The organism is Planococcus sp. MB-3u-03 (assembly GCF_002833405.1).
In the GTDB taxonomy this organism is placed as follows: domain Bacteria; phylum Bacillota; class Bacilli; order Bacillales_A; family Planococcaceae; genus Planococcus.
On sequence record NZ_CP025135.1, the window covers coordinates 1,775,891 to 1,798,018 of the forward strand.

Sequence of the window (22,128 nt, forward strand, 5' to 3'; positions counted from 1 at the left end):
TGCCGAAATCAAATAGCCCCGGATTGCGTCATCGCAGCCCAGCTATTCGCTTCATCAGCGGAATCCGTCGCATCGAGCGGCAAAAGCAAAGCGATCGGAAACAAACCACCGAGCGCCACGCCGATCAAAGCGGCAGCAGACCATACCGCCCACGCACCGGCAAACATCAACAAGAAAATGCCGGCAGTTCCGAATGCGAGAACAGCCAATACCCATAAAAAACGGTTCGGGTAACGGCTGAATAGCAGCGGGATCGAAATATTGCAGACAATCTGCACCGCCGTCATGACGGTAACGACCGCTCCTGCCGACAGCACGCTCAAGCCTTTGTCGATAGCGATGGGAGCGAGCCACGTCAGCATCGAGAAGAAGAAAGCCGATTGGAAGCCGAAGAACAAAAGCATGTACCACGCCTTCAAGTTTTTCCATGGGCTTTCTGTGATCGGCAGCGGATCATCCGGCATTGCTTGTGCTTGCGTTTTTGCCTTCGCTTCAGGCATTCTCAGCCATACGATGAGGGCAGCAATCGCCAAGCCCGACCAGACCGCAAGCCCCGCCGGCCATCCGGAAGCTGCATAGACGACACTCGTCAACCCTGCGGCAAGTGTCGCACCGAGCCCCATGCCGAACGAATAAACGCCGATCAGGGAAGCTGTCCTGGTTGGGAAATCCCGTTTGATCATTGCAGACAGCATCGGCCCGATGATGGCGATCGCGATGCCGATGAAAAACGAACTGAGCAATAAATTGAAATAACTCGGCCAAAAGCCGCGTCCTAAAGTAAACACGCCGATGACTGCCAGTAAAAAGCCGATGGACCACTTCAATCCGAAACGGCGGTTGAAGACGATCGCAAACGGCGCGAACAGCCCCATGCACAGGACCGGAACAGCGGTCAATAAACTGACTTGCCCGTTCGTCAGCGCGAGATCTGCCCGAATCGGCTCGAGCATCGGGCCGATCGAAGATATGGCCAGCCGTAAATTAAGCGCCACTAGCAAAATGGCAAAGATGACGCCAGTCAATGCTGATTTTGTTCCAATTCTCCTCATATTTTCTCTCTCCTTATCCCTCAGCACCAAACTTGTGTTCCTGCCGCTCCGTCCCTTAAAATAAGACTGGAAAGGCGGGTTGCTGGATGAAGCTCATAAATTGGAGCTATGCAAAACGATACAATATTAAAGTCACTTTTGATGAATTTCCGCACGTTGTCGTGCTGTTCCGTCAAATTGGCGGCTATTACTTTATTTACTCGATGAAAGGCCTGACGCCGGAACATGTTCCGGGCAGGCGCGAATATGTACAGATGGAGTACCTCCTGAATAAAGAACTCGGCCAGTTGGATGCTTATCTTCGCAGAAAAAGCCGCTAAAGCTTATCCTTTATTAGTTTAGCCGACAAGGGCTTTGAACGCTACCGGTTTGGGGCGTATTCGTGTTATACTATTCATATTGTGAATTTTAGGAGGACGAATAATAATGATAGCAGTAAATGATGTATCTTTGCGTTTTGGCGACCGCAAGTTATTTGAAGATGTCAACATCCAGTTCAACCCAGGCAATTGCTACGGCTTAATCGGAGCGAACGGCGCCGGTAAATCGACGTTCATCAAGATCCTTTCCGGCGAACTTGAAGCACAGTCCGGCAATGTCTATATGGGCTCTGGCGAACGCTTGGCCGTATTGAAGCAAAACCACTTTGAGTATGAAGAATATGCAGTTCTTGAGACGGTCATCATGGGCCATAAAAAACTCTATGAGGTCATGTCCGAGAAGAACGCCATTTATATGAAAGAAGACTTCTCTGACGAGGACGGCATGCGCGCAGCTGAACTTGAAGGCGAATTCGCAGAACTGAACGGCTGGGAAGCTGAATCCGAAGCCGCCATCCTTTTGCAGGGCCTTGGCATTTCCGAGGATCTCCATGATAAGAAAATGGCGGAACTCTCCGGATCCGATAAAGTCAAAGTGCTTTTGGCACAAGCTCTATTCGGCAAACCGGATGTTCTTCTTCTGGATGAGCCGACCAACCACTTGGACTTGAAAGCTATCCAATGGCTTGAAGAATTCCTGATCAACTTTGATAACACTGTCATCGTTGTATCGCATGACCGCCACTTCCTCAATAAAGTATGTACCCATATCGCCGACCTCGACTTTGGAAAAATCCAGCTCTATGTCGGTAACTACGACTTCTGGTATGAGTCCAGCCAGTTGGCGACACGCTTGGCATCCGACCAAAATGCGAAAAAAGAAGAAAAGATCAAAGAGCTTCAGGCCTTTATTGCCCGTTTCTCTGCCAACGCCTCGAAATCCAAGCAGGCGACGTCACGGAAGAAAATGCTCGATAAAATCGAGTTGGACGATATCCGCCCATCTTCCCGTAAATACCCGTTCGTCAACTTCACTATCGGCCGCGAAATCGGCAACGATGTGTTGACTGTAAAAGACCTCAGCCAAACAGTCGACGGCAATCAATTATTGAATAACATCAGCTTCAATATGAACAAAGACGATAAAATCGTTTTGATGGGCGATCCATTGGCTAAATCGGCACTTCTGCGCGTCCTGGCAGAAGAAGACGAGCCGGCTTCCGGTTCTGCCCGCTGGGGTGTCACCACTTCACGCGCCTACTTGCCGATCGACAATACCGAATACTTCGAAGGCAGCGAAACTTCCTTGGTGGACTGGCTTCGCCAATATTCGCCGGAAGACGAAAGCGAAACTTTCCTTCGCGGCTTCCTCGGCAGAATGCTGTTCTCTGGTGAAGAAGTGAAGAAGAAACCTTCTGTTTTGTCCGGTGGCGAAAAAGTACGCTGCATGCTATCGAAAATGATGCTGTCGCATGCCAATGTGCTGCTATTGGATGAGCCAACCAACCACTTGGACCTTGAATCGATCCAAGCCTTGAACAATGGCATGATCGCATTTAAAGGCGCCATGGTCTTCACTTCCCATGACCATCAGTTTATACAGACCGTTGCTAACCGTGTCATCGAAATCCAGGAAGATGGTTCGATTCTCGACAAGCAATTGACCTATGATGAATTTTTGGAATGGAAAGAAGCACAAGGCATCGCCAAGTAATTTCCTGACACGAAAAAACCCCTCAGAAATATACATTTCTGAGGGGTTTTTTATGTGCTTTGGATTATTTCAGGAAGCGTTTCACGGCTTTTCCGGCTGGCAATTTCGCTGCCCAACGGTCCCCGGAATTCGCCAATTTGCTCAGCACTTTCAAAAGATCTTCGTCTCCTGCCCAGTGCTCTGTCACGACTTCTTTCGGGAATCTGTTCAAAACCATGTTGATGACGTATACAGCGACGATGACATCGTCCATGAACCCGCCTGGCCCGACTAGAATTTCCGGGAGAAAATCGATCGGCGCCATGAAATACAGTACGCCGGCCCCGACATAGGCTTTGCTTTTCTTATCGATCCGGCTGTCCAGCAGCAAGCGGGTCAATAAGTGGAAAAGGTCTGGTGCAAATAAGACGAACTGGCCAGCAGAATCCAGTTTTGATGATTTGCTCTCCAGCCAATTATGCACCCTGACACGAAGCTTTTGATAGAAATCTCGTTGCTTTTCTTCACTCGGCAATGGCTTCTTTAAATATTCGTTACCCATATGCGTTCCCCTTTCATCCGGCAATTAGAAGACTAATGTGACGTTCGTCGCTACCCGTTCCTTATCGGGAGCCCCGTCGTAAATGGTAAATTCAACGTGCTGGTTCGGCATAAAGCGGCGGAACCCTTCTTCATTGATGTTGATCGTTTCAAAATAAAACAACTCGCCCGTATCGCCTTCGATATAACCGAATCCTTTATCGTCATTAAATTCTTTCACTTTTCCCTGCATGGATAAATCCCCCTTCAATATTCTTGGCAATCTAATTTAGATATACCCGAAAGAGCGGAAATATTAAACAATCGAAAACTCCAGGAAAAAAATCCATCAAAAAAGAACTGCCCTTACGGCAGTTCTTGGATTGGAGAATTAAAGTTTAGTTACGTTAGTAGCTTGAGGTCCGCGGTTGCCTTCCTCTACTTCAAATTCTACGCGTTGTCCTTCGTCAAGCGTTTTAAAGCCTTCGCCTTGAATCGCTGAGAAGTGTACGAATACATCGTCGCCGCCTTCAACTTCGATGAAGCCAAAACCTTTTCTGAGTTAAACCATTTTACTGTACCTTCTTGCATGTTAAATTACCTCCTGTGGTAAACAAAATTTTCAATATGCGAACTTTCATAAAAATTCACATATTCCCAAAAGTACCGACACGTGCTGATCACTTTTGGGAATATGTGAATAGCTGTTGCGGAAGTTCATATGTTGAATTACCTTAATTATATCAAATTGACTAAAAGTCAAACAAATCTAAAACTTTCTGAATCTTTTCCAAACTAATTTTCGGCCTTCTAAAAATCCTTATAAGTATTATGCCAAATTAATGGGAATTTGTAAAGCGTTAATATGTCAGGCCGCTAACGGTCCGGAAGTTTGTATTGGCTCTCCCGTTCACGTAAAATAAGGGATAAAGACGCGCACAATGAAACTTTTCTGCGCCGCACGTATAGTTTAGTAGCCGTTAAGGAGGTTAAAGCATGAAACCCATTAAGCCGATCGAAAACTTCATCAAAGACAATCGGTCAGCCTCCTCTTATGTCCGCCATGTTCCTGATTCTCTATTTAGGGCGGAAATCGGGCTGCTTGCTTCCGGTGCTGTTGCAGCCGGCACTTATTTTGCCAGCAATACATCGATGAAGCAATACCAGCTGTCGAGCGATTCCAAGCAGCTCGGCATGACGAGAAGCGAATACCGGAATATCCGCGTGCAGATCAAGGAAGGCAAAGAAAAATCAAAACCTTGCAAAGCCAATATTATAAAGTACGATCCATCTCCTCTTTCAAGCAATTAATGGATATGGTTAAAATCGCAAATAAAATTTTACTGATCGTCCAGCAAAACCCGCGCAAATTCTATTTGGCAGAACCATTCTTCTATTCGCATCTGGATTCTGCCATTGAATTGACCGGCAAATATACATTATTGGTCGGACAGCCCGTCAAAGACATGGAGATGCGCATTGCGCTCCAGGAAACGCGTGAAATGCTTCGTTCATTGCAGCATGTAATGGAAGCCGACCTGAAACGCGTGCTGTCTACGGACGTGGAGCAATTGCGCATGGAACTCGATTATGCGCGGCTCGCTGTCGACCAGCACAATACGAGAACAATCGAACAGCAACAGCAAATCGAACATAAAGGAGACATGGAAAATGACCAACAATCAGACGAGAAATGAGTTGGATGAGCTTCTTGGGACCCCTTTTGGCATGGAGGAAACAGCCCAGCAAACGCAATTGGCGCAGACGGAGGGACAGCCTGTCGCGCTGCTCGACCGTTTGAGTGCCGAAGAACAGGAAAAAGCCCGTGGATTGGCCAAGCAGATCCCGACCGGCAACCGTGAAGCCATCCTCACTTACGGCGCAAATGCCCAAAACCAGCTGAGCCAGTTTTCGCATAAAATGCTCGATCACGTCCAGCGGAAAGATATTGGCCCTGTCGGGGATGTGCTCCACGACCTCATGAAAAAACTCGAACAGCTGAACCCGGAAGAACTGACGCAGAAAAAGCAAAAAGGGCTGCGCAAAGTGTTCAACCGCGCGAAGTATTCGGTCCAGGAAATGATGAGCAAATACCAGAAGTTAAGCACACAAGTCGACCGCATCAGCGTCCAGCTTGACCATTCAAAACGGGGCTTGTTGGAAGATGTCCAGATGCTCGAGCAACTATATGACCAGAACAAGACTTATTTCCAGGCCTTGAACGTCTATATCGCAGCAGCGGAAATCAAACGGGACGAGATCATGAACGAAACGATTCCTGCACTGCGCAAAAAAGCCGAAGCATCCAATGACCAGATGGCCTATCAGGAAGTGAACGATATGGTCCAGTATGTCGACCGCTTGGAAAAGCGCCTGTATGACTTGCAATTGTCGCGCCAGATCACCATCCAAAGCGCGCCGCAGATCCGTATGATCCAACAGACCAACCAAACGCTCGCAGAAAAAATCCAATCGTCGATCATGACGTCCATTCCGCTATGGAAAAACCAGATCGCCATCGCATTGACCTTGAACAAGCAGATGAAAGCGGTCGAGGCGCAAAAACAAGTGACGGCTACAACGAACGACCTGCTATTGAAAAACTCGGAAATGCTTAAGATGAACTCGATCGAAACCGCACGTGAAAACGAGCGCGGCATCGTCGAAATCGAGACCTTGAAGCAGACACAGGAGAATTTGCTTGAAACGATTGAAGAAACATTAAAATCCAGGCAGAAGGCCGCCGCAACCGTAAAGCGGCAGAGCTTGAAATCGGCCGCATGGAAGAAGACTTGAAGCAACGCCTGCTCGCCATACACGATGGCCAGGAAAGAACTGATAAAACCCTTCGCATTTTGCGAAGGGTTTTTACAGAGTGTTGAAGAAGTCTATAAATCCATTGCGAAATAGAATGGAGTCGTTTTTCTACATTTAATAATCAATGATCTTTCTAAGTATTTGGAGAAGCGTACGCTCGACTCCAGTGGATCAGCGAGAGACGACCGAGCCTTCGCAAGGAGCACAGCGACTGAGGAGGCTTGGGCGCGAGCCCACGGAAAGCGAGCGATAAGCTTCGGAAAATACGACTTCTTAACTTTCTCGACAAGCTGAAAAAAACCCCTTCGCATTTTTTGCGAAGGGGTTTTTAGATTGTTCATTATAATGCCTGTACAACCAAATGCAAGGTGCGTTTCAATAAGCGCAGCGTCTGCTCAACAAATTGCTCCAGTGAATCAGCGCTGACCGATTTATTGCCATACAGCATCCGGTAGAATGCAGCTTGTTCCTCGCTCGTCGATTCACCACTCAAAAACAGGTGCATCACTTCAATGCCTATCTTCTCGGTTTCCGAAACGGCTTGGGCCGTATCGATGATGCCGTTGTCGGCGTAATTATAAGCAGACGGCTCGCCGTCCGAAAAGACCAGCATGAAGCGGTGCTTCTCGAGGCGCTGTTTGAGGCGTTCGGCCATCCAACGAATCGCAAAGCCGTCGCGGTTGTCTTCATGGGCATCGAGTGAAAGAATCTCAGCTGCATGGTCGGTCATGCCGTCGGTGAATTTATGCAGCCACTCAAAATAATTGGGCTGTTTGTCATCCCCCGCTTCGTAGGCATCTTCATAAAAGACCGCAATTTCATGCGGGATTTTGAGCGACCTGAGTACATCGTGGAATAATAGCACTGCCTGCTTCGTCTCGTCGAGCTTGTCGACCATGGAAGCGGAACCGTCGATCATCAAGCTGAAGACCGCATCCAATTGCTTTGAAGGGGCGGTTTTCCGGTAGAAAGGCTTTGGCCGTTCGTCGGTGACAAGCGGCAATAGGTTTTTCGACAGGCGGCCAGCATGCAAATTCGTCCGTTCGCTTTCGACACGCTGCTGCATACGCTTTTGCATTTCCTTCAGCAAGGCCCGCACATAGGGGGCTTGTTCGCTGCGCCATTGCTGCAGCTGTTGACGATCTAAAGGCAAGGCTTCGATGCGTGATTCATAATAGACGACGCCATCGTTCGCTGATCCGAAACGGCCGTTTGCTTTTTTCGGTTTCTTTTCATCTTTTCTCTGTTCATCAGCCAGGTTGTCTTCGCGGTGTTCGCCTTGGGACTCTCCGGTGCCGGTTTGTTCGACTTCCCCAGCACCTTCTTCTTCCCTGCCCCCATCAGCGGGCTTTGAATCGCCTCGCTCGAGTTCATACTCAAGGGCAGCGGCATCATTCAATTCGGTTTCACGGTGCCAGGATTGAAACCATTCTTCGATCGTGTCGATCTCCTCTTCCTCTTCTGACTGCTCTGCCTCAATGCCTTCGTGGTACCTTTGGGGAGGCGTTTTCTCAGCCGGTTCACCGAAAGTGTAATACGTATGGAGAGCATCCGAACCCAGCAAATATTCCAGTTGCGGCAAAATCTTATGTATGGTCCGCGCAGAATCTTCAGTCGAATCGGCACTGAATAATTCCGTCCAGGCCAAAAACAAAGGATCCAGATCGTCATTTAACGACACATCTTTGCCGCGCAGCTTCAAATAAGCGGCATTTAGGAAGGCGTCGGCCCAAAAGCCTTTTTTGCGGTTTTGTTCCAGCTGATCGGAATGGAAACCAGAGACGATTTTCTCCCTCACTTCAAATGCATGCTTCGTCCCAGGACGTTCCGCTATGATGCGGTCACTCAAGCGGAATTCTTCCGCCATCAACAGCAACTGCGTGGCAAGTTCAGGCAAACGGGTTTCCGCCTGTTCAAAATTGCGCCAAGATCGCATGCTGAAATGGCGCCAAAATCCAGCGCTCACCAAATAAATGTCTGAAAGATAGCCGGCCTGCTCGATTTCCTTTGGCCGATGGCGCCAGAAAACACTCATCGAGACAGCGCCTTCAGATGGCCGGAATTCCCATAATTTCCGTGTCGTCAACCGCAGGTACGGCGCGGATGACAACGCTCTGGAAAGCTGTTGCATCCGGTTGAGGAGCCTCGTATCAACCGTTTCATTATTGAATTGGATAAAGCGATTGATTGAAGTCATCCTGCATCCCTACTTTCGCCAAGTATTCGCCAAATCCATCAATAAATTCCGTTCACTTTCATCGTCCAGTTTTTCGGCGATGGCGTAGCGGACGGCGCGCAGCGTATCGATATGCATCGCGAGCGCAGTTGCATCCAATAAGCTTCGGATTGAGGCGGCTTCTTCTGACATTAGGCCGCTTTCCACTTGCTTCATCAAATCTGCTGCCAAGTTCAACATGAACGTTTTCAGCTTCGGGTCAGCATCCGGAAATTCCCTATCCCACAGGCCTCGGAGCTGCTCGCCGGACAAATAAGGAATAGGATAGGAAATGAAACGGTTTTTTAGCGCTTCGTTCATCGGCGATGTCCCGATATACCCTTCATTAATGGCAGCCATTACCGAAAAGTCAGGATGCGCTTGGATCACTTCGCCAGTAAATGGATTGGTCAGCATCCGGCGATAATCGAGCGCACTGTGAAGGATCGGCAAAGTTTCGGCTTTCGCCATATTGATTTCATCGATGTAAAGGATATGGCCATGTTTCATGGCGGTTACGACAGGTCCTTCAACAAACTCAATCGCGCTTTGGCCATCGCGCTGCACCAATGTCTTAAAGCCGAGCAGCGCTTCCGCATCCAAGTCGACAGAACAGTTGATGCTCTGGATCGGTTGCTGGAACAGCTCGGAAATGCTTTCGGCGAGCTTCGTTTTCCCTGCTCCTGTCGGCCCTTTCAACAGCACCGGCTTTTTCAGCACGACAGCTGTCAGGATATCGTTCCATAAATTTTCATCAGGCGAAATATAGCCGCCTTCCCCGATCAGGTTTGAATCTTCTGCGTGGTCACGCTGCGTCCGTTTCTTGATTTCTTCATCAATTATCGTCATTTGCTCCACTCCTGTCTCCATAGAAAAAACCGATGAATCCATCGGTTTTTGTTCATCATTCGAAATAAGTTTTGTAATAGCCGCCGACTTTTCCCGTGTTGTCGACGACAAACAAAAATTCTTCAGTTTCGTTTTTCACGTCATATTGCTGTCCAACTGTCAGCACATTCGATACTAAAAATTTATCGGCATCGGTATGCTTGCACGTAACGGTACGGACGGTTTCTTTTTCCAGCCAATTCGTATGTATCATCGGTATCATCCTTTTCTGTCAATATTAATTTAATGTTCTGCTGCTCTATTCAGTATAAGGAAAACTGCCCGGGAATTCAAACTTGCCCTCCCTTGCCGCCTTTTCGCACGATTGCCAGATACCCGATCACCCCGAAGACCGCGAGACTCGATAAAGCGATCAAAAACCTTTGCAAATGTCCGAGAATCGCTTCATAGGCATATGGAAAACTGCGTCCCAGTGAGAAGTAGGTGAAAGTCCAGACAAACCCAGCAGGCATGGCGAAAAGTAGATAGCGCCCAAGCGGAAAGCGGTCTGCCCCGACGACATAAGGCATCGCCCAGCGCACGCCTGGAAGGAAAAAACTGAAAGCGATTGCCCAATTGCCTTTATTGGCCAAAAACTGCCGGAACCGTTCAATGCCGCCCTGCAGAAACGTCGTCTGCAGCCAAGCAATCAAGCGATGGCCGAACAGCCACCCGAGCCCATAGGCGAATAAATTGCTCGTAATCAGCCCGCTGTATGCGGACAAAAAGGCAGGAAGCGGCTTAAAGTCGCTCGTTTCCGTCACAACGCCTGAAAACGCTGCAGCGAATTCATTGGGGATCGGCAGGCCAAACAGCAATAGCCAATTCACCAAGAACATACTCAAATACCCGTATTCCATCGCCATTTCCCATAAAAAATCCAGCTCCATCGAAATCCCCCGTCTCTATGCCACATTATCCCATAACAAAAGGCAGCCCCGCAATGGAGCTGCCTTTTGGTGTGGTCTTAAGATTCAAGCAATAGGTCTTCTGGGTTCTCGATCAATTCTTTCACTGTTTTCAAGAAGCCAACAGAATCGCTGCCATCGATGACGCGGTGGTCATACGATAGCGCTACGTACATCATTGGACGGATTTCAACATTGTCGCCAACTGCGATCGGGCGCTTCTGGATGGTGTGCATGCCGAGGATCCCGACTTGCGTACCGTTCAAGATCGGTGTAGACAAGAGTGAACCGAAGACACCGCCGTTTGTGATCGTGAACGATCCGCCGGTCATATCGCCGATCGACAATTTCTTGTCGCGTGCTTTTGTTGCCAATTCGCCGATAGACGCTTCGATTTCTGCAAAGTTCTTTTTATCCGTATCGCGGACGATCGGCACTACAAGGCCTTCTTCAGTCGATACAGCGATCCCTACATCATAAAATTGCTTCAAGAGCACATCCGTGCCATCGATTTCAGCATTGACGTATGGGTATTTTTTCAATGCAGCAGTTACTGCTTTTGTGAAGAATGACATGAATCCAAGCTTAACGTCATGGTCTTGCTGGAATTTGTCTTTCTTGCGCTTGCGCAGTTCCATTACATTGGTCATGTCGATTTCGTTGAACGTCGTCAGCATGGCAGTCGATTGCTTCACTTCAAGCAAACGCTTAGCAATGGTCTGGCGGCGTCTTGTCATTTTTTGACGGACCACGCGGCCGCTTTCTTCATCAGAAGAAGGCGCTGCAGGTGCAGAAGCTTTTGGTGCTTCCTGTTTAGCTGGAGCCGCTGCCGGTTTCGAACCGTGTGCTTCAACGTCTTGGACGCGTACGCGGCCCATTGGGTCTACTGGGGTGATAGAAGCCAGGTCGATGCCTTTTTCACGAGCCAATTTGCGGGCTGCTGGGCTTGCGATTGTGCGGTCAGAAGAAGTGCTTTCTTCTTCTGTAGGCGCAGCTTCCTGGTCTGCAGGAGCTTCTTGCTTCGCTTCTTCTTTAGCAAGATCTTCTTTTGGTGCTTCTTCTTTTTTCGCTTCTTCTTTCGGTGCTGAAGCTGCCGCTTCGCCAGAGCCTTCTCCGACTGTTGCGATTACTTGGCCGACTTCAACTGTATCGCCTTCTTCAGCGAGCAATTCCTGAACGACGCCCGCTTCTTCAGAGATGACTTCAACATTGACTTTGTCTGTCTCAAGTTCAACGATGAATTCCCCTTTTTCTACTGTATCGCCTGGCTGTTTCAGCCACTGGGCGATTGTTCCTTCTGTAATCGATTCTGCTAATTCCGGTACTTTGATCTCTGCCACAATTAATTCCTCCTTAAAAGTTCATCATTTCGATTTAGCTAGAGCTTCATCGATGATGCGTGCCTGTTCGACTTTATGTGACTCGCCGTCGCCTTCTGCAGGGCTTTGGCGCTTCATGCGTCCGTAGTATTTCACTTCTTTGCCATCTGCGAGTTCGCGCAAGTAAGGGTCGGCAAATGACCAAGACCCCATATTTTGCGGCTCTTCCTGGACCCAAGCCAATTCCTTGGCATTCGGGTAGCGGTCGACAATCGCTTTGATTTTTTCAGCCGGGAACGGATACAACTGCTCGACGCGGACGATATGCGCCCACTCGTAGTCTTTTCCGTCTTTGACGCGTTCCGCCAAATCGATGGCCATCTTACCGCTAGCGAATAGCAGGCGTTTCACTTTCTTCGCATCCTGCCCCATGCCCGGCTGTTCGATCACTGTCTCGAACTTGCCTTCTGCCAATTGATCGACTTCAGCCCCGACGAGCGGGTGTCTCAGAAGTGACTTCGGCGACACGATGATCAATGGGCGGATCGCTTCTTCCCCAAGCATTTTCGCCTGGCGGCGGAGAATGTGGAAATAGTTTGCTGCGCTGGATAGGTTAGCGACTGTCCAGTTATTTTCTCCAGCCATCTGCAAATAACGCTCGAGACGTGCACTGGAGTGTTCCGGGCCTTGCCCTTCATAGCCGTGCGGAAGCAGCATAACCAGACCGGATTTTTGGCCCCATTTTGCGCGGCCGGACGAAATGAATTGGTCGAACATGACTTGTGCCATATTGGCGAAATCTCCATATTGAGCTTCCCAAATGACTAAAGCTTTGTCGTTCTCTACGTTATAGCCGTATTCGAAGCCAAGAATAGAAGCTTCACTTAACGGGCTGTTGTAGACGACGAATGATGCTTTCGAGTCGGAAATGTGGTGAAGCGGAACAAGTTCGTTGCCGTTCTTCTCATCATGCAGCACAAGATGGCGGTGTGCAAAGGTTCCGCGCTGTGCATCTTGCCCTGTGAGGCGGATCGGGTTGCCTTCTTGCAAAATGGCACCGAAAGCCAAAGTTTCTGCATGGGCCCAATCGATTTTGCCTTTTCCTTTGAATGGCTCTTCGCGGCGTTTCAGGATGCGCGCCAATTTGCCGAATGCGGAAAAGTCTTGTGGCCATGACAATAGTTCATTGTTCATCTTTTCAAGGACGTCTTTGCCGACGCCCGTTTCGATTTCCGGGAAACCATTCAAGACAGCTTCCGGCATCTCTAATTTCGGATGATCGTCGGATTTGTTTTCTTTTACTTTGTCATACGCTTCCTGCATCACTTTTTGGATGTCTGCATCAAGCTCTTTGACTTCATCTTCTGAAAGCACGCTTTCGGAAGCTAATTGTTTTCCGTACAATTCACGGACCGTATCGTGCTGATGAACGCCGTGATACATCATCGGGTTCGTCACTAACGGCTCGTCCATTTCATTATGGCCATAGCGGCGATAGCCGATCAAGTCGATCAGGATGTCCTTGCCGAATTTCTCGCGGTATTCAAACGCGAAGCGGGCAACAGCTACAACAGCTTCCGGATCGTCTGCATTGACATGAAGTACCGGAACTTCAAAGCCTTTTGCAGGGTCTGATGAATAATGCGTCGAACGGGAATCGTGCTGTTCCGTTGTGAAACCGATCAGGTTATTGGCGATGATGTGGATCGATCCGCCCGTCTGGTAACCTTTGATGCGGCTGAAGTTCAAGGTTTCCGTCACGATGCCTTGCCCTGGGAACGCGGCGTCGCCGTGTACGAGGATTGAATAGGCTTTTTTCGGATCGTGTGATGCCAAGCCGCTCTTGGAAGTCATTTCCTGTGCAGCACGTGTTTGCCCTGTAACGATCGGGCTTACGACTTCTAGGTGGGACGGGTTATATGCAAGCTTGATCTTCGTTCCTGCTTTGGAACTGTGTGCAGCACCCATATGGTACTTCACATCGCCGAACCAGCCTTTGGTGATTTCAAGCGATCCGTCTTCCGGAAGGAACGCTTCATCGCCGACATGCGCGAATCCAGCGAACATCATTTCATACGGTTTATGGAGGATGTGCGTCAATACATTCAAACGCCCACGGTGGGCCATGCCGATCATGATGTTTTCAGTGCCTGCAGATTCAGACATGCGGACAAGTTCATCCATCAAGACGACAAGCGAATCGACGCCTTCGATAGAAAAGCGCTTTTGCCCGACAAATGTGCGGTGGACGAACTTCTCAAATCCTTCAACGCGCGTCAAAAGATCCAATACCTGCTTTTCTTGTCGGCATCGAGTTTCGGCTTCATATCGCCCGCTTCGATTTTCGACTGAATCCAGCTGCGTTCCTGCGGTTGGATAACATGCGAAAATTCGTAAGCGATTTTGTCCGTGTAAAGCGATTTCAGGTAATTGATTGCATCAAGGCCGTTTTTCACTTCGGCTGGAGCGTTTTCCAGGATCAAGGATACTGGAACATCCTTCAAATCGGCTTCAGTCAAGCCGTATTTTGAAATTTCCAGTCTTTCCGTATCCCGCGGCTGGTCTTTCAATGGATAGATATCCGAAGCCAAATGGCCGTGTGCACGGATAGCTTCCGCCAAATTAACCGCTGCGAGCACTTTTTCAAAACGGTTCGGTTCGACCGCCACACCGGATGCAGCGCCAGTAGCATCGCCTGTCTGTACGGCAGGCTCTGCAGGCGGGCCGTATTGTTTGAATAGCTCTGCAAACTCAGGGTCGATCAATTCAGGGGATTCCTGGTAAAGGTCGTACATCTCCATCACGTACCCTAAGTTCGGGCCGGTTATGGAATTCCATGGGGATTTTGTGTCCGGTTGATTGGTAGACATTGAATAACCTCCAACTATTTGCCTTATGGCATTCACTTTTATTTATAGGTCTTTCCTATTTTAGCACGCCCCTCGCCCGACTTAAAGCGGCAGGGCTGTAGCGGTACTGAACGAATTTCCATATCAATCTTACTACTTCCACTGAAAAAAACAATGCTTTTGATTGAAAAGATTCAGCTAAAGCGGATTGAAGCGCTTACATACATGCAAGGGGGCAGAATTTCCGCATTTTAATGGAAGAAACTTATGCCTCACCGTGAAAACAGACAATTCCCCCGCCTTTTTTCTTTGCCTCATACAGCGCATGATCGGCTTTTTGGATCAGCTCTTCAAACTCGCTGCCGTCTTCGGGATACAAAGCGCTGCCAATTGAGCAAGTCGGGGAGAATTGCCGGCCGTTGATGGCCCATCCATCTTTCAAGGTTTGCTGGATGCGAGAAATGATGTTCTCGATCTGTTTGCGGCTGTTGATAGCAGATATGCCCGGCAGCAGGATGAGGAATTCGTCGCCGCCGATGCGCGCCGCCACATCGTACTTTCGGATGCTGCGCTCAAGTGCGCGGGCGAATTGGTGGATGAATTCGTCGCCTATTTCGTGACCGTGCAGATCGTTGATTTCCTTGAAGTTATCGCCATCTATGTACAAAACAGCGACTTGGTCTCCCGTCCTGTTGCTTTTTGCTTCCATTTCACGGAAATGCTTGACCATCATCCGGCGGTTCGGCAAATTCGTCAACGGGTCGTGATACGCCATATGATGCAATTGCTCTTCCATTTCTTTGCGGTCGGTGATATCGAATAAGATGGAGAGCATTTGATAGATGCGCCCTTCGACATCAAACAGCGGAATAATCGTGGCATCCACCCAGAACGGCTGGCCATTCTTCTTCAAGCTGCGCACTTGCCCACGCCAGATCTCGCCTTTTTTCAGGACCGACTGGAGATGGGCGAGCTGCTGGCCGGACATAATGGCTTGGCCGATCGACTGGATATTCATCCCAGTCAATTCACTGCTTTCAAAGCCCGTCAACTTCTTGAAATTTTCATTGGCAAATTCAATCATACCGGAGATATCCCAAATGAGTACGAGTGCTGCGTAATTCAGTGCATCTTTGTAGCTTTCCAGAATATTCTCCGTCCGTTTCAGTTCATGCTTCAATAATAATTCGTTCGTTAGCTCACGGAACACGACATGAAAAGCGCGGATAATCCCGTTTTCCTTAATCAATGAATAACTGGCCGAAAACTTCGCCTCGCGCCCATCGCTTTTGATGCGGCTCAGGAAAATCGAACTTGCTTTATGTGTGCTTGTGCTGTTTTCAAGGAGAAGCTTGCCCATTTCGAAGAATTTCTGCTTGTCTTGCGGAATGTCATCGTAATTGCGGCCGAGCCATTCCTTACGGTGCACGCCAAAGGTTTTTTCGTAAGCTGGGTTCATATCGAGGATCGTAAAATCGGCTGAGATCATCAACATCGGGTCGACTGAATTCTGGACAAGCGATTGATAGAACAGATAATCCTCTTCGATTTTCTTTTGTTCAGTCACATCTCTCGTGATGGCCAGCACGTATTGCACGCCTTCATGCTTAAATGGGGTCAGCTCGGTTTCCATCGCGGTTCCGCGGTCAGAGAACAAGCTATAGTCCCTGTACAGATGGCGTTCATTGCGCTTGATCGCAATCCGGTATTGCTTGTGGATTTCCAGCGCCAATTCCCTGGGCATACACTCTTCTACAGTACGGCCTGTCAAATCGACCCCGAAAATCTCCTGGCAGACCGGATTGACCCAAGCATAAATAAAGCCGTTGCCCTGTTGTTGCATGAAATAGACCGGGTCGGCCGCTTTTTCGTACAGCATATCCATTTGCTCTTTCGTAAAAGGTCCCGACATCGAATCCACCGCTTTCTGTTATCTCAGCTCTGCTGTCGCACCGCTGATTTTCTCAATGAATCTTTCATAAGCCGGCTGCTCATCCGACTGGTTCATCAGTTCCAGCTCGCCGCCTGCTGAAGCAGTGCCGGCACGGAAGCGATAAACGCCCAGATATGTCGCATTGCCGCTCAATTTCAATTGATACTGACCGTCCGCGGATTTTACCGAACAGTTAACCATACCACCTGGGTTAAAGACGGAAACGTCACCGAACGGGACGAGCCCCGCAAGACAGCTGACCAAAGCGGATGCCGTCATGGCCGTCCCGCAGGCGTCCGTAAAGCCGACGCCTCTCTCGTAAGTCCGGACAAAAATTTCTTCTTTTAATGGCGTCACATAACTTAAATTGACCCCGTCCGGAAAATAGGGATTGTCGCCGTTAAAATAAGCGGCCCATTTTTCCTGATGGGATGGGTGTTGCTGCAAGTCCTTGCCGACGATCCCGATCAGGTGAGGGTTCGGCACGGCAACTGCCGTAAACGGAATGTCAGCACCCACGAATGGCAACGCACGTTGGCGCCATTCCGTATGCTGATCGAACATCATCGGCAAATCGGCAAGCTGGAAAGACACCGGTGAAATTTCAACACCGTACATGTTTACGCCGGCGTCGACTTCCTGTTCTTTTTGCACCGCCAAATCCGCTTTCATCGTTTCGATTACGGCCTGTTCGATGCCTTCCCGTTCGCAAACATAGCGCGCGACGCAGCGCAAACCATTGCCGCACATGGAAGCTTCGGAACCGTCCGTATTGAAGACACGCATTTTCGCATCAGCGTGTGTGGATGGGGAGACGGTCAAGAGGCCGTCTATTTCCGGATCAAGTGCCGCCAGCCGCTTCGTTAATTGCGGAAAATCCTCGCGGTCGCTTCCTTCATAGAGGAAAAATGTATTCATTGAACCGTGTACTTTCAGTAATTCCATAACGACACCTCTTCAGCTCGAGTTTATTTTGCGTGGGCAGCCACCAATTTCGCCATTTCATAGGCGGTTTTCGGCGGTTCTGCTTCAGTCATTGCGTGGATCAATTGCTCTTCTTCAGCTACCAGGCGCTCAATCGCTGCCATGAAGCTTTGTGCATTCACTTGTTCTTCCTCAAGCACATGGGCAAAGCCTTGCGCTTCGAACAAATTGGCATTTAAGATCTGGTCCCCGCGGCTTTTTTGTTTCGATAAAGGAATGAGCAGCATCGGCTTTTTCAACGCCAAAAATTCAAAGATCGAATTCGATCCTGCCCGGGAAACGACAAGGTCCGTCAAATGCAAAAGATGCGACAATTCATGCGTCACATATTCAAACTGGCAATACTGTGCGTGGCCTTCAAGGCGATCATCGATATTGCCTTTTCCACATAAATGAATGATATTGAATTGCTTCGTCAACGTATCCAGGTTTTCGCGCACCGCATCATTGATGAGCGAAGACCCTTGGCTTCCGCCCATGATCATCAATACTTTATGGGTATTGTCGAAATGGCATAATTCCTGCCGTTCGCGGCTGAGCCGTCGAGCAATTCGCTGCGGATGACCGAGCCCGTGCAAGTCGATTTCTCTTTCGGCACATGGCTCATCGTTTCCTTGAAGACCGTAAAGATATGGTCCGCAAAGGGAATTGCCAATTATTCGCAAGGCCGGGCGTGACATCGGATTCGTGAATGATGACAGGCACGCCTGCCAAACGGCCCGCCATCGCGACCGGTACCGAGACGAAACCGCCTTTTGAAAAGATTGCGACCGGCTTCACTTTGCGGATAATGTTTAAGGCTTGCGTCAATCCTGCCCCGACACGGAACGGATCCGTGAAGTTCTTCATGGAGAAATAACGGCGCAGTTTGCCGCTTGAAATGGCGTGATAGGTGATCTCCGGATACGAATCGCGGATCAATTCGTTTTCAATCCCTCTTTGGAGCCGATATATTCAACGCGGAACCCGAGTTTTCCAGTTCGGAATGATTGCCTGATTTAATGAAACATGGCCAGCTGTCCCGCCGCCCGTTAAAATGATTGTCTTGTTTTCCATCTGTTGTCCGACTCTCCTACTATGCGCATATGTGTCTTCATCACTTTGCACGGTTTGTGTGATATACTCGTTTTATTTGGTATTGCAAGTGTATTGGGAGGCTATGTATATGTACGAAACAGAAACGACTCAAGAAAACTCAAATTGTTAATGAAAATCGTCCTGCCGATTCTCATCACCCAAGTCGCTATGTATATGGTGACTTTTTCGATATTTACATGACCGCCCGCTACGGGACCGAGGATCTTGCCGGCGTGTCGATCGGATCCTCTTTTGGGTTCCGGTGTATATCGGACTTGCCGGCATCCTCATGTCCATTACCCAATTGTAGCACAATTGATGGGGCCAAGAAAAAGATGGCGTGAAAGACGCCGTACAGCAAGGGATTTACTTGGCGGCCATCCTGGCGGCAATCGTCTTCGCCTTTTCTTCTTCGGCATCGACTGGCTGCTCGGCTTTATGGACCTCGAGCCAGCTGTCAACGACGTAGCCAGCCGCTATATTTTGCGATGAGCTTAGGGCTGGTGCCGCTGTTCGCCTATAATGCGCTGCGTTCGTATATCGACGCGCTCGGCGCCACGCGCGTGACGATGTTCATCACGCTGATGTCGGCACCGATCAATGTATTCTTCAATTATTTGCTGATTTTCGGAAACTTCGGCTTCCTGAACTCGGCGGCCCGGGTGCCGGGATGGCTTCGGCGATCACGTATTGGCTCGTGCTGGCGATTGCCGCGTTCATCATCCACACGAATGAACCGTTCAAGTCATTCGGGATTTTCCGCAAATGGGCGCGCCCTTCCTTAAGTAGATGGAAAGAGATCACGGGCATCGGCGTGCCGATAGGCATTTCGATCTTCGCCGAAACAAGCATCTTTTCTGCGGTCACGTTCATGATGTCTGTGTACGGGACGATCACCATCGCTGCCCACCAAATCGCCTTGAACTTTGCATCGCTCCTCTATATGCTGCCGCTCAGCATCTCGATGGGCGCAACGATACTGGTCGGGTTTGAAGTCGGGGCAAAACGTGCTGCACATGCCAAGCAATACAGCTGGCTTGGCGTCGCGGCAGCCGTGACGCTCAGTGTCATCTCGTCGGGCATCCTGTACTTCCTGCGGGAACCGATCGCCGAGTTGTATTCATCCGACCCCGCCGTCATCGGGCTCGCTGTCCAGTTCCTGATCTTCGCTGCCTTGTTCCAAGTGTCGGACGCTGTCCAAGCTCCGGTACAAGGGGCGTTGCGCGGCTATAAGGACGTCAATATCACATTCATCATGGCGCTCATTTCCTATTGGGTCATCGGGCTGCCTTCAGGCTATCTGTTCGCCACGTTCACCGATCTCGGTGCATTCGGCTATTGGGTCGGCCTGATCGCCGGACTCACTGCAGGCGCCATCACCTTATCGATCCGCTTGTTGATCATCCAGAAAAAACTGGCTGACCACTGATAAATCGCAGTGGCAAAAGGTTAGAAGCATCAAGGTCAGATCAAAGCCATCGAATCGCTCTGTCACTGCCTATATCTATAAGATAAAAAAACACCTTTCACTGAAAATCGGGTATGAAAATACCAGCCACTCAGTGCAAAGGTGTTTTTTTATTGGACGGGCCAGTTATTTGATAGAATTTGAGATAAATACAACTGAGCGGATTTCTTAAGGTTAAAACAGATAGCTGTGTTTTAAAAGCGCTGGATCGGAGAATTAATAAAGTAAACTACCTTTAGCGGTTGAATGCAGTCGACATCAAACGACGGGAGGCTCAACTAATGAAACAAGTTTTATTCATCCATAGTGCCGGCCCACAAGGAGAGCAAGAAGGCAGTTCGGGGCTGCTGCAGTATTTGAAGCAACAATTAGACGCCGAATTCCAGGTAATTGCACCAAAAATGACTCATCCTGAAGACCCGCATTACTTGCCTTGGAAACACGTATTAAAAAAAGAAATCGAATCATTGAACGATGGCGCAATTGTGGTAACCCACTCACTCGGAGGTTCGGTTTTGTTTAAATTTTTATCAGAACAAGCTCCTCGAAAGTCATTTGCTAAAATCATCACTGTCGCAGCACCGTATTGGGAAATCAATTCGCAATGGGCAGTCGAAGAGTTTTTACTGGAAAAGGATTTTGGTTCTCATATTGAGCCCTTACCGGAAGTCGTTCTTTTCCATAGCGCTGGCGATCCCATTGTCCCTTTCAGCCATTCACAAAAATACTCAGAGAAACTGTCGAATGCGACATTGAGAAAACTTCCCGGAAATGATCACCTGTTCCCAAATGGGATAAGCGGGCTTGTCTCGGAAATCAGAAAAACAGAGAGTGGAAACTGATAATTTATAAAAAAAAAGCTACCGGAGCATTCCCGGTAGCCTGAACAGCTTGCCGCTCAATGAGCGGCAAGTTTTTTATATAGCTGGATTAATTTTGTTTTTTCATCTTCCGTAAGCGCCGACTCCCCAATCCGTTCGACCGCCAACTCCAGCTTTTCTTCCACTGATTTACGGACGCGTGGATGGGTCAATTCGTCGTTCAGTTCTACGCGTATGCTTGTCTCCAACTCGTCTTGCGTCGTGATGCGCTGGACGCCTTGCCGGTCTGGCCATAGCCGTTTATACGCCTCGATCATGGCATTGCCAGCTCCTCAAGGTTTTCACCGATCAGCACAATCTGGTTGCGCAGCTTCATGTATTCTGGCAGCCATTGCACCATGCCGTAAGCGTACTGGAAAGAATGCGGATAGCTATGGCCTGAGAGCGTAAGATAGCCTTTGATGCGGTAGACCGTATCCGGCAAATTGCGCAGCCATTCCTCAAACGCTTCCCGTTCGATTGGCTCATCAAATGACACGATCTTCGTCTGCAAATTCAATTTTGACACCGGTGCCTGTTCGACAGGCCCACGCTCTGCGGGGCTGATGGATTCAAGCAATTTTAGCGGCACTTTGGCATGGACCGTCTGGACGATACGCGCCGTCGGATTGATTTGCTGGATCTCAAAAATCGCCTGGCTTTGTTCCGATTCGCTCAGCAAATCGGTTTTGTTGGCCAATAGTAAATCAGCATGGCGAATCTGTTCGATGAACAGCGAGCGAATTTGCGGAGACAATTGCTGGCGCTCTAAAAAGCGTTTGCTGTCCGCCACTGTGACAATGCCGCGGAAGTTCAAGCGCTCCGCGAACAGCGGCGAAAATATCGCGTCGAGCGCTTCGACAGGATGTGCCGCTCCTGTCGTTTCAATCAGCAACACATCAAATTCCGACTCCGCGAGCAAAGTCTGGATCTGCGCTTCCGATTTTTCCGAGCCGCTGCAGCAAATGCAGCCATCCAGGATTTCCTTAAGCGGCACCCCGTCCCCGACTTCTTCGGAATCGAAATTCATCGATCCGAGTTCATTCATGAACACTGCCGGCTTCAAGCCTTTTTCTTTAAATTCCATAATCATCTTCTTCAGCAAGGTCGTTTTCCCGCTGCCGAGAAATCCGCTGAACAAATACACATCAACCATCAACTCACCCTTTCTCTCCTTATGCAAGAAAAGGCCCGCCGGAAGCGGG

17 protein-coding genes and 5 pseudogenes are annotated in these 22,128 nt (G+C 49.1%); 7 read left to right on the forward strand and 15 right to left on the reverse strand.

Translation table 11 applies throughout. The features are described from left to right. Positions 1-8: 8 nt before the first annotated feature. Positions 9-1,052, reverse strand: a complete 1,044-nt coding sequence (locus CW734_RS10200) for an MFS transporter (protein ID WP_232787021.1) — start codon at positions 1,050-1,052, stop codon at positions 9-11. An 86-nt stretch (positions 1,053-1,138) separates the two neighbouring features. Between CW734_RS10200 and CW734_RS10205 the strand changes: the two genes are divergently transcribed. Both CW734_RS10205 and CW734_RS10210 read left to right on the forward strand, forming a co-directional pair. Then, complete coding sequence (locus CW734_RS10205; protein ID WP_101190387.1) at positions 1,139-1,372, forward strand: hypothetical protein; 234 nt, start codon at positions 1,139-1,141, stop codon at positions 1,370-1,372. Positions 1,373-1,478: 106 nt separating this feature from the next. Next, positions 1,479-3,086, forward strand: a complete 1,608-nt coding sequence (locus CW734_RS10210; RefSeq protein ID WP_101190388.1) for an ABC-F family ATP-binding cassette domain-containing protein — start codon at positions 1,479-1,481, stop codon at positions 3,084-3,086. 64 nt (positions 3,087-3,150) lie between these two features. Here the strand turns inward: CW734_RS10210 and CW734_RS10215 are convergent, their stop codons facing one another. From CW734_RS10215 to CW734_RS10225, 3 genes and pseudogenes are all read right to left on the reverse strand, one after another. Further along, positions 3,151-3,627, reverse strand: a complete 477-nt coding sequence (locus tag CW734_RS10215) for a YkvA family protein (protein WP_101190389.1) — start codon at positions 3,625-3,627, stop codon at positions 3,151-3,153. A 24-nt stretch (positions 3,628-3,651) separates the two neighbouring features. Next, positions 3,652-3,858, reverse strand: a complete 207-nt coding sequence (locus tag CW734_RS10220) for a cold-shock protein (RefSeq protein WP_101190390.1) — start codon at positions 3,856-3,858, stop codon at positions 3,652-3,654. Positions 3,859-3,996: 138 nt separating this feature from the next. Next, positions 3,997-4,196 (reverse strand): annotated as a pseudogene (locus tag CW734_RS10225) (cold-shock protein). A 405-nt stretch (positions 4,197-4,601) separates the two neighbouring features. Here CW734_RS10225 and CW734_RS18980 point away from each other — a divergent pair. The 3 genes and pseudogenes from CW734_RS18980 to CW734_RS10235 all read left to right on the forward strand — a co-directional run bounded on the left by CW734_RS18980 (position 4,602) and on the right by CW734_RS10235 (position 6,487). Next, a complete protein-coding gene (locus CW734_RS18980; RefSeq protein WP_232787022.1) occupies positions 4,602-4,916 on the forward strand; it encodes a 5-bromo-4-chloroindolyl phosphate hydrolysis family protein in 315 nt (104 codons plus the stop codon). After that, positions 4,865-5,302: a 5-bromo-4-chloroindolyl phosphate hydrolysis family protein gene (locus CW734_RS18985; RefSeq protein WP_232787023.1), complete on the forward strand. Its 438-nt coding sequence runs from the start codon at positions 4,865-4,867 to the stop codon at positions 5,300-5,302. The genes CW734_RS18980 and CW734_RS18985 overlap by 52 nt, the downstream gene beginning before the upstream one ends. Beyond that, a pseudogene (locus tag CW734_RS10235) lies at positions 5,277-6,487 on the forward strand (toxic anion resistance protein). The gene CW734_RS18985 and the pseudogene CW734_RS10235 overlap by 26 nt, the downstream one beginning before the upstream one ends. Positions 6,488-6,762: 275 nt before the next feature. On the opposite strand, the gene CW734_RS10245 reads toward CW734_RS10235, so the two are convergent. From CW734_RS10245 to CW734_RS20005, 9 genes and pseudogenes are all read right to left on the reverse strand, one after another. Next, positions 6,763-8,619 carry a vWA domain-containing protein gene (locus CW734_RS10245; protein WP_101190392.1) on the reverse strand — a complete coding sequence of 619 codons (1,857 nt, stop codon included), beginning with the start codon at positions 8,617-8,619 and terminating at the stop codon, positions 6,763-6,765. A 9-nt stretch (positions 8,620-8,628) separates the two neighbouring features. Next, positions 8,629-9,486, reverse strand: a complete 858-nt coding sequence (locus CW734_RS10250) for an ATP-binding protein (protein ID WP_101190393.1) — start codon at positions 9,484-9,486, stop codon at positions 8,629-8,631. A 55-nt stretch (positions 9,487-9,541) separates the two neighbouring features. Further along, complete coding sequence (locus CW734_RS10255; protein WP_101190394.1) at positions 9,542-9,739, reverse strand: DUF6501 family protein; 198 nt, start codon at positions 9,737-9,739, stop codon at positions 9,542-9,544. A gap of 76 nt (positions 9,740-9,815) precedes the next feature. Beyond that, on the reverse strand, positions 9,816-10,415 hold the full coding sequence (locus CW734_RS10260; protein ID WP_101190395.1) for a DedA family protein: 600 nt from the start codon (positions 10,413-10,415) through the stop codon (positions 9,816-9,818). Between the two features lie 77 nt (positions 10,416-10,492). Continuing rightward, complete coding sequence (odhB, locus tag CW734_RS10265) at positions 10,493-11,773, reverse strand: 2-oxoglutarate dehydrogenase complex dihydrolipoyllysine-residue succinyltransferase (RefSeq protein WP_101190396.1); 1,281 nt, start codon at positions 11,771-11,773, stop codon at positions 10,493-10,495. 24 nt (positions 11,774-11,797) lie between these two features. After that, positions 11,798-14,622, reverse strand: a pseudogene (locus CW734_RS10270) (2-oxoglutarate dehydrogenase E1 component). 244 nt (positions 14,623-14,866) lie between these two features. Next, a complete protein-coding gene (locus tag CW734_RS10275; protein ID WP_101190397.1) occupies positions 14,867-16,513 on the reverse strand; it encodes a diguanylate cyclase domain-containing protein in 1,647 nt (548 codons plus the stop codon). A gap of 18 nt (positions 16,514-16,531) precedes the next feature. Next, positions 16,532-17,479: a diaminopimelate epimerase gene (dapF, locus tag CW734_RS10280; RefSeq protein ID WP_101190398.1), complete on the reverse strand. Its 948-nt coding sequence runs from the start codon at positions 17,477-17,479 to the stop codon at positions 16,532-16,534. Between the two features lie 23 nt (positions 17,480-17,502). Further along, positions 17,503-18,574: pseudogene (locus CW734_RS20005) on the reverse strand (undecaprenyldiphospho-muramoylpentapeptide beta-N-acetylglucosaminyltransferase). Positions 18,575-18,683: 109 nt separating this feature from the next. On the opposite strand from CW734_RS20005, the pseudogene CW734_RS10290 reads away from it, so the two are divergent. Together CW734_RS10290 and CW734_RS10295 are read left to right on the forward strand one after the other, a co-directional pair. Beyond that, positions 18,684-20,024: pseudogene (locus CW734_RS10290) on the forward strand (MATE family efflux transporter). Between the two features lie 320 nt (positions 20,025-20,344). Beyond that, a complete protein-coding gene (locus CW734_RS10295) occupies positions 20,345-20,905 on the forward strand; it encodes an alpha/beta hydrolase (protein ID WP_101190399.1) in 561 nt (186 codons plus the stop codon). Between the two features lie 56 nt (positions 20,906-20,961). Here the strand turns inward: CW734_RS10295 and CW734_RS10300 are convergent, their stop codons facing one another. Together CW734_RS10300 and CW734_RS10305 are read right to left on the reverse strand one after the other, a co-directional pair. Next, complete coding sequence (locus CW734_RS10300; protein ID WP_101190400.1) at positions 20,962-21,201, reverse strand: hypothetical protein; 240 nt, start codon at positions 21,199-21,201, stop codon at positions 20,962-20,964. Next, positions 21,198-22,079, reverse strand: coding sequence for a CobW family GTP-binding protein (locus CW734_RS10305; protein ID WP_101190401.1), 882 nt, complete (start codon positions 22,077-22,079; stop codon positions 21,198-21,200). The genes CW734_RS10300 and CW734_RS10305 overlap by 4 nt, the downstream gene beginning before the upstream one ends. Between the last annotated feature and the right edge of the window lie 49 nt (positions 22,080-22,128).

Bases quoted from the DNA above. Each gene is read 5' to 3' on its own strand.
- CW734_RS10200 (WP_232787021.1), bottom strand. From the start codon at position 1,052: ATGAGGAGAATTGGAACAAAATCAGCATTGACTGGCGTCATCTTTGCC.
- CW734_RS10205 (WP_101190387.1), top strand. From the start codon at position 1,139: ATGAAGCTCATAAATTGGAGCTATGCAAAACGATACAATATTAAAGTC.
- CW734_RS10210 (WP_101190388.1), top strand. From the start codon at position 1,479: ATGATAGCAGTAAATGATGTATCTTTGCGTTTTGGCGACCGCAAGTTA.
- CW734_RS10215 (WP_101190389.1), bottom strand. From the start codon at position 3,627: ATGGGTAACGAATATTTAAAGAAGCCATTGCCGAGTGAAGAAAAGCAA.
- CW734_RS10220 (WP_101190390.1), bottom strand. From the start codon at position 3,858: ATGCAGGGAAAAGTGAAAGAATTTAATGACGATAAAGGATTCGGTTAT.
- CW734_RS18980 (WP_232787022.1), top strand. From the start codon at position 4,602: ATGAAACCCATTAAGCCGATCGAAAACTTCATCAAAGACAATCGGTCA.
- CW734_RS10245 (WP_101190392.1), bottom strand. From the start codon at position 8,619: ATGACTTCAATCAATCGCTTTATCCAATTCAATAATGAAACGGTTGAT.
- CW734_RS10250 (WP_101190393.1), bottom strand. From the start codon at position 9,486: ATGACGATAATTGATGAAGAAATCAAGAAACGGACGCAGCGTGACCAC.
- CW734_RS10255 (WP_101190394.1), bottom strand. From the start codon at position 9,739: ATGATACATACGAATTGGCTGGAAAAAGAAACCGTCCGTACCGTTACG.
- CW734_RS10260 (WP_101190395.1), bottom strand. From the start codon at position 10,415: ATGGAGCTGGATTTTTTATGGGAAATGGCGATGGAATACGGGTATTTG.
- CW734_RS10275 (WP_101190397.1), bottom strand. From the start codon at position 16,513: ATGTCGGGACCTTTTACGAAAGAGCAAATGGATATGCTGTACGAAAAA.
- dapF (WP_101190398.1), bottom strand. From the start codon at position 17,479: ATGGAATTACTGAAAGTACACGGTTCAATGAATACATTTTTCCTCTAT.
- CW734_RS10295 (WP_101190399.1), top strand. From the start codon at position 20,345: ATGAAACAAGTTTTATTCATCCATAGTGCCGGCCCACAAGGAGAGCAA.
- CW734_RS10300 (WP_101190400.1), bottom strand. From the start codon at position 21,201: ATGATCGAGGCGTATAAACGGCTATGGCCAGACCGGCAAGGCGTCCAG.
- CW734_RS10305 (WP_101190401.1), bottom strand. From the start codon at position 22,079: ATGGTTGATGTGTATTTGTTCAGCGGATTTCTCGGCAGCGGGAAAACG.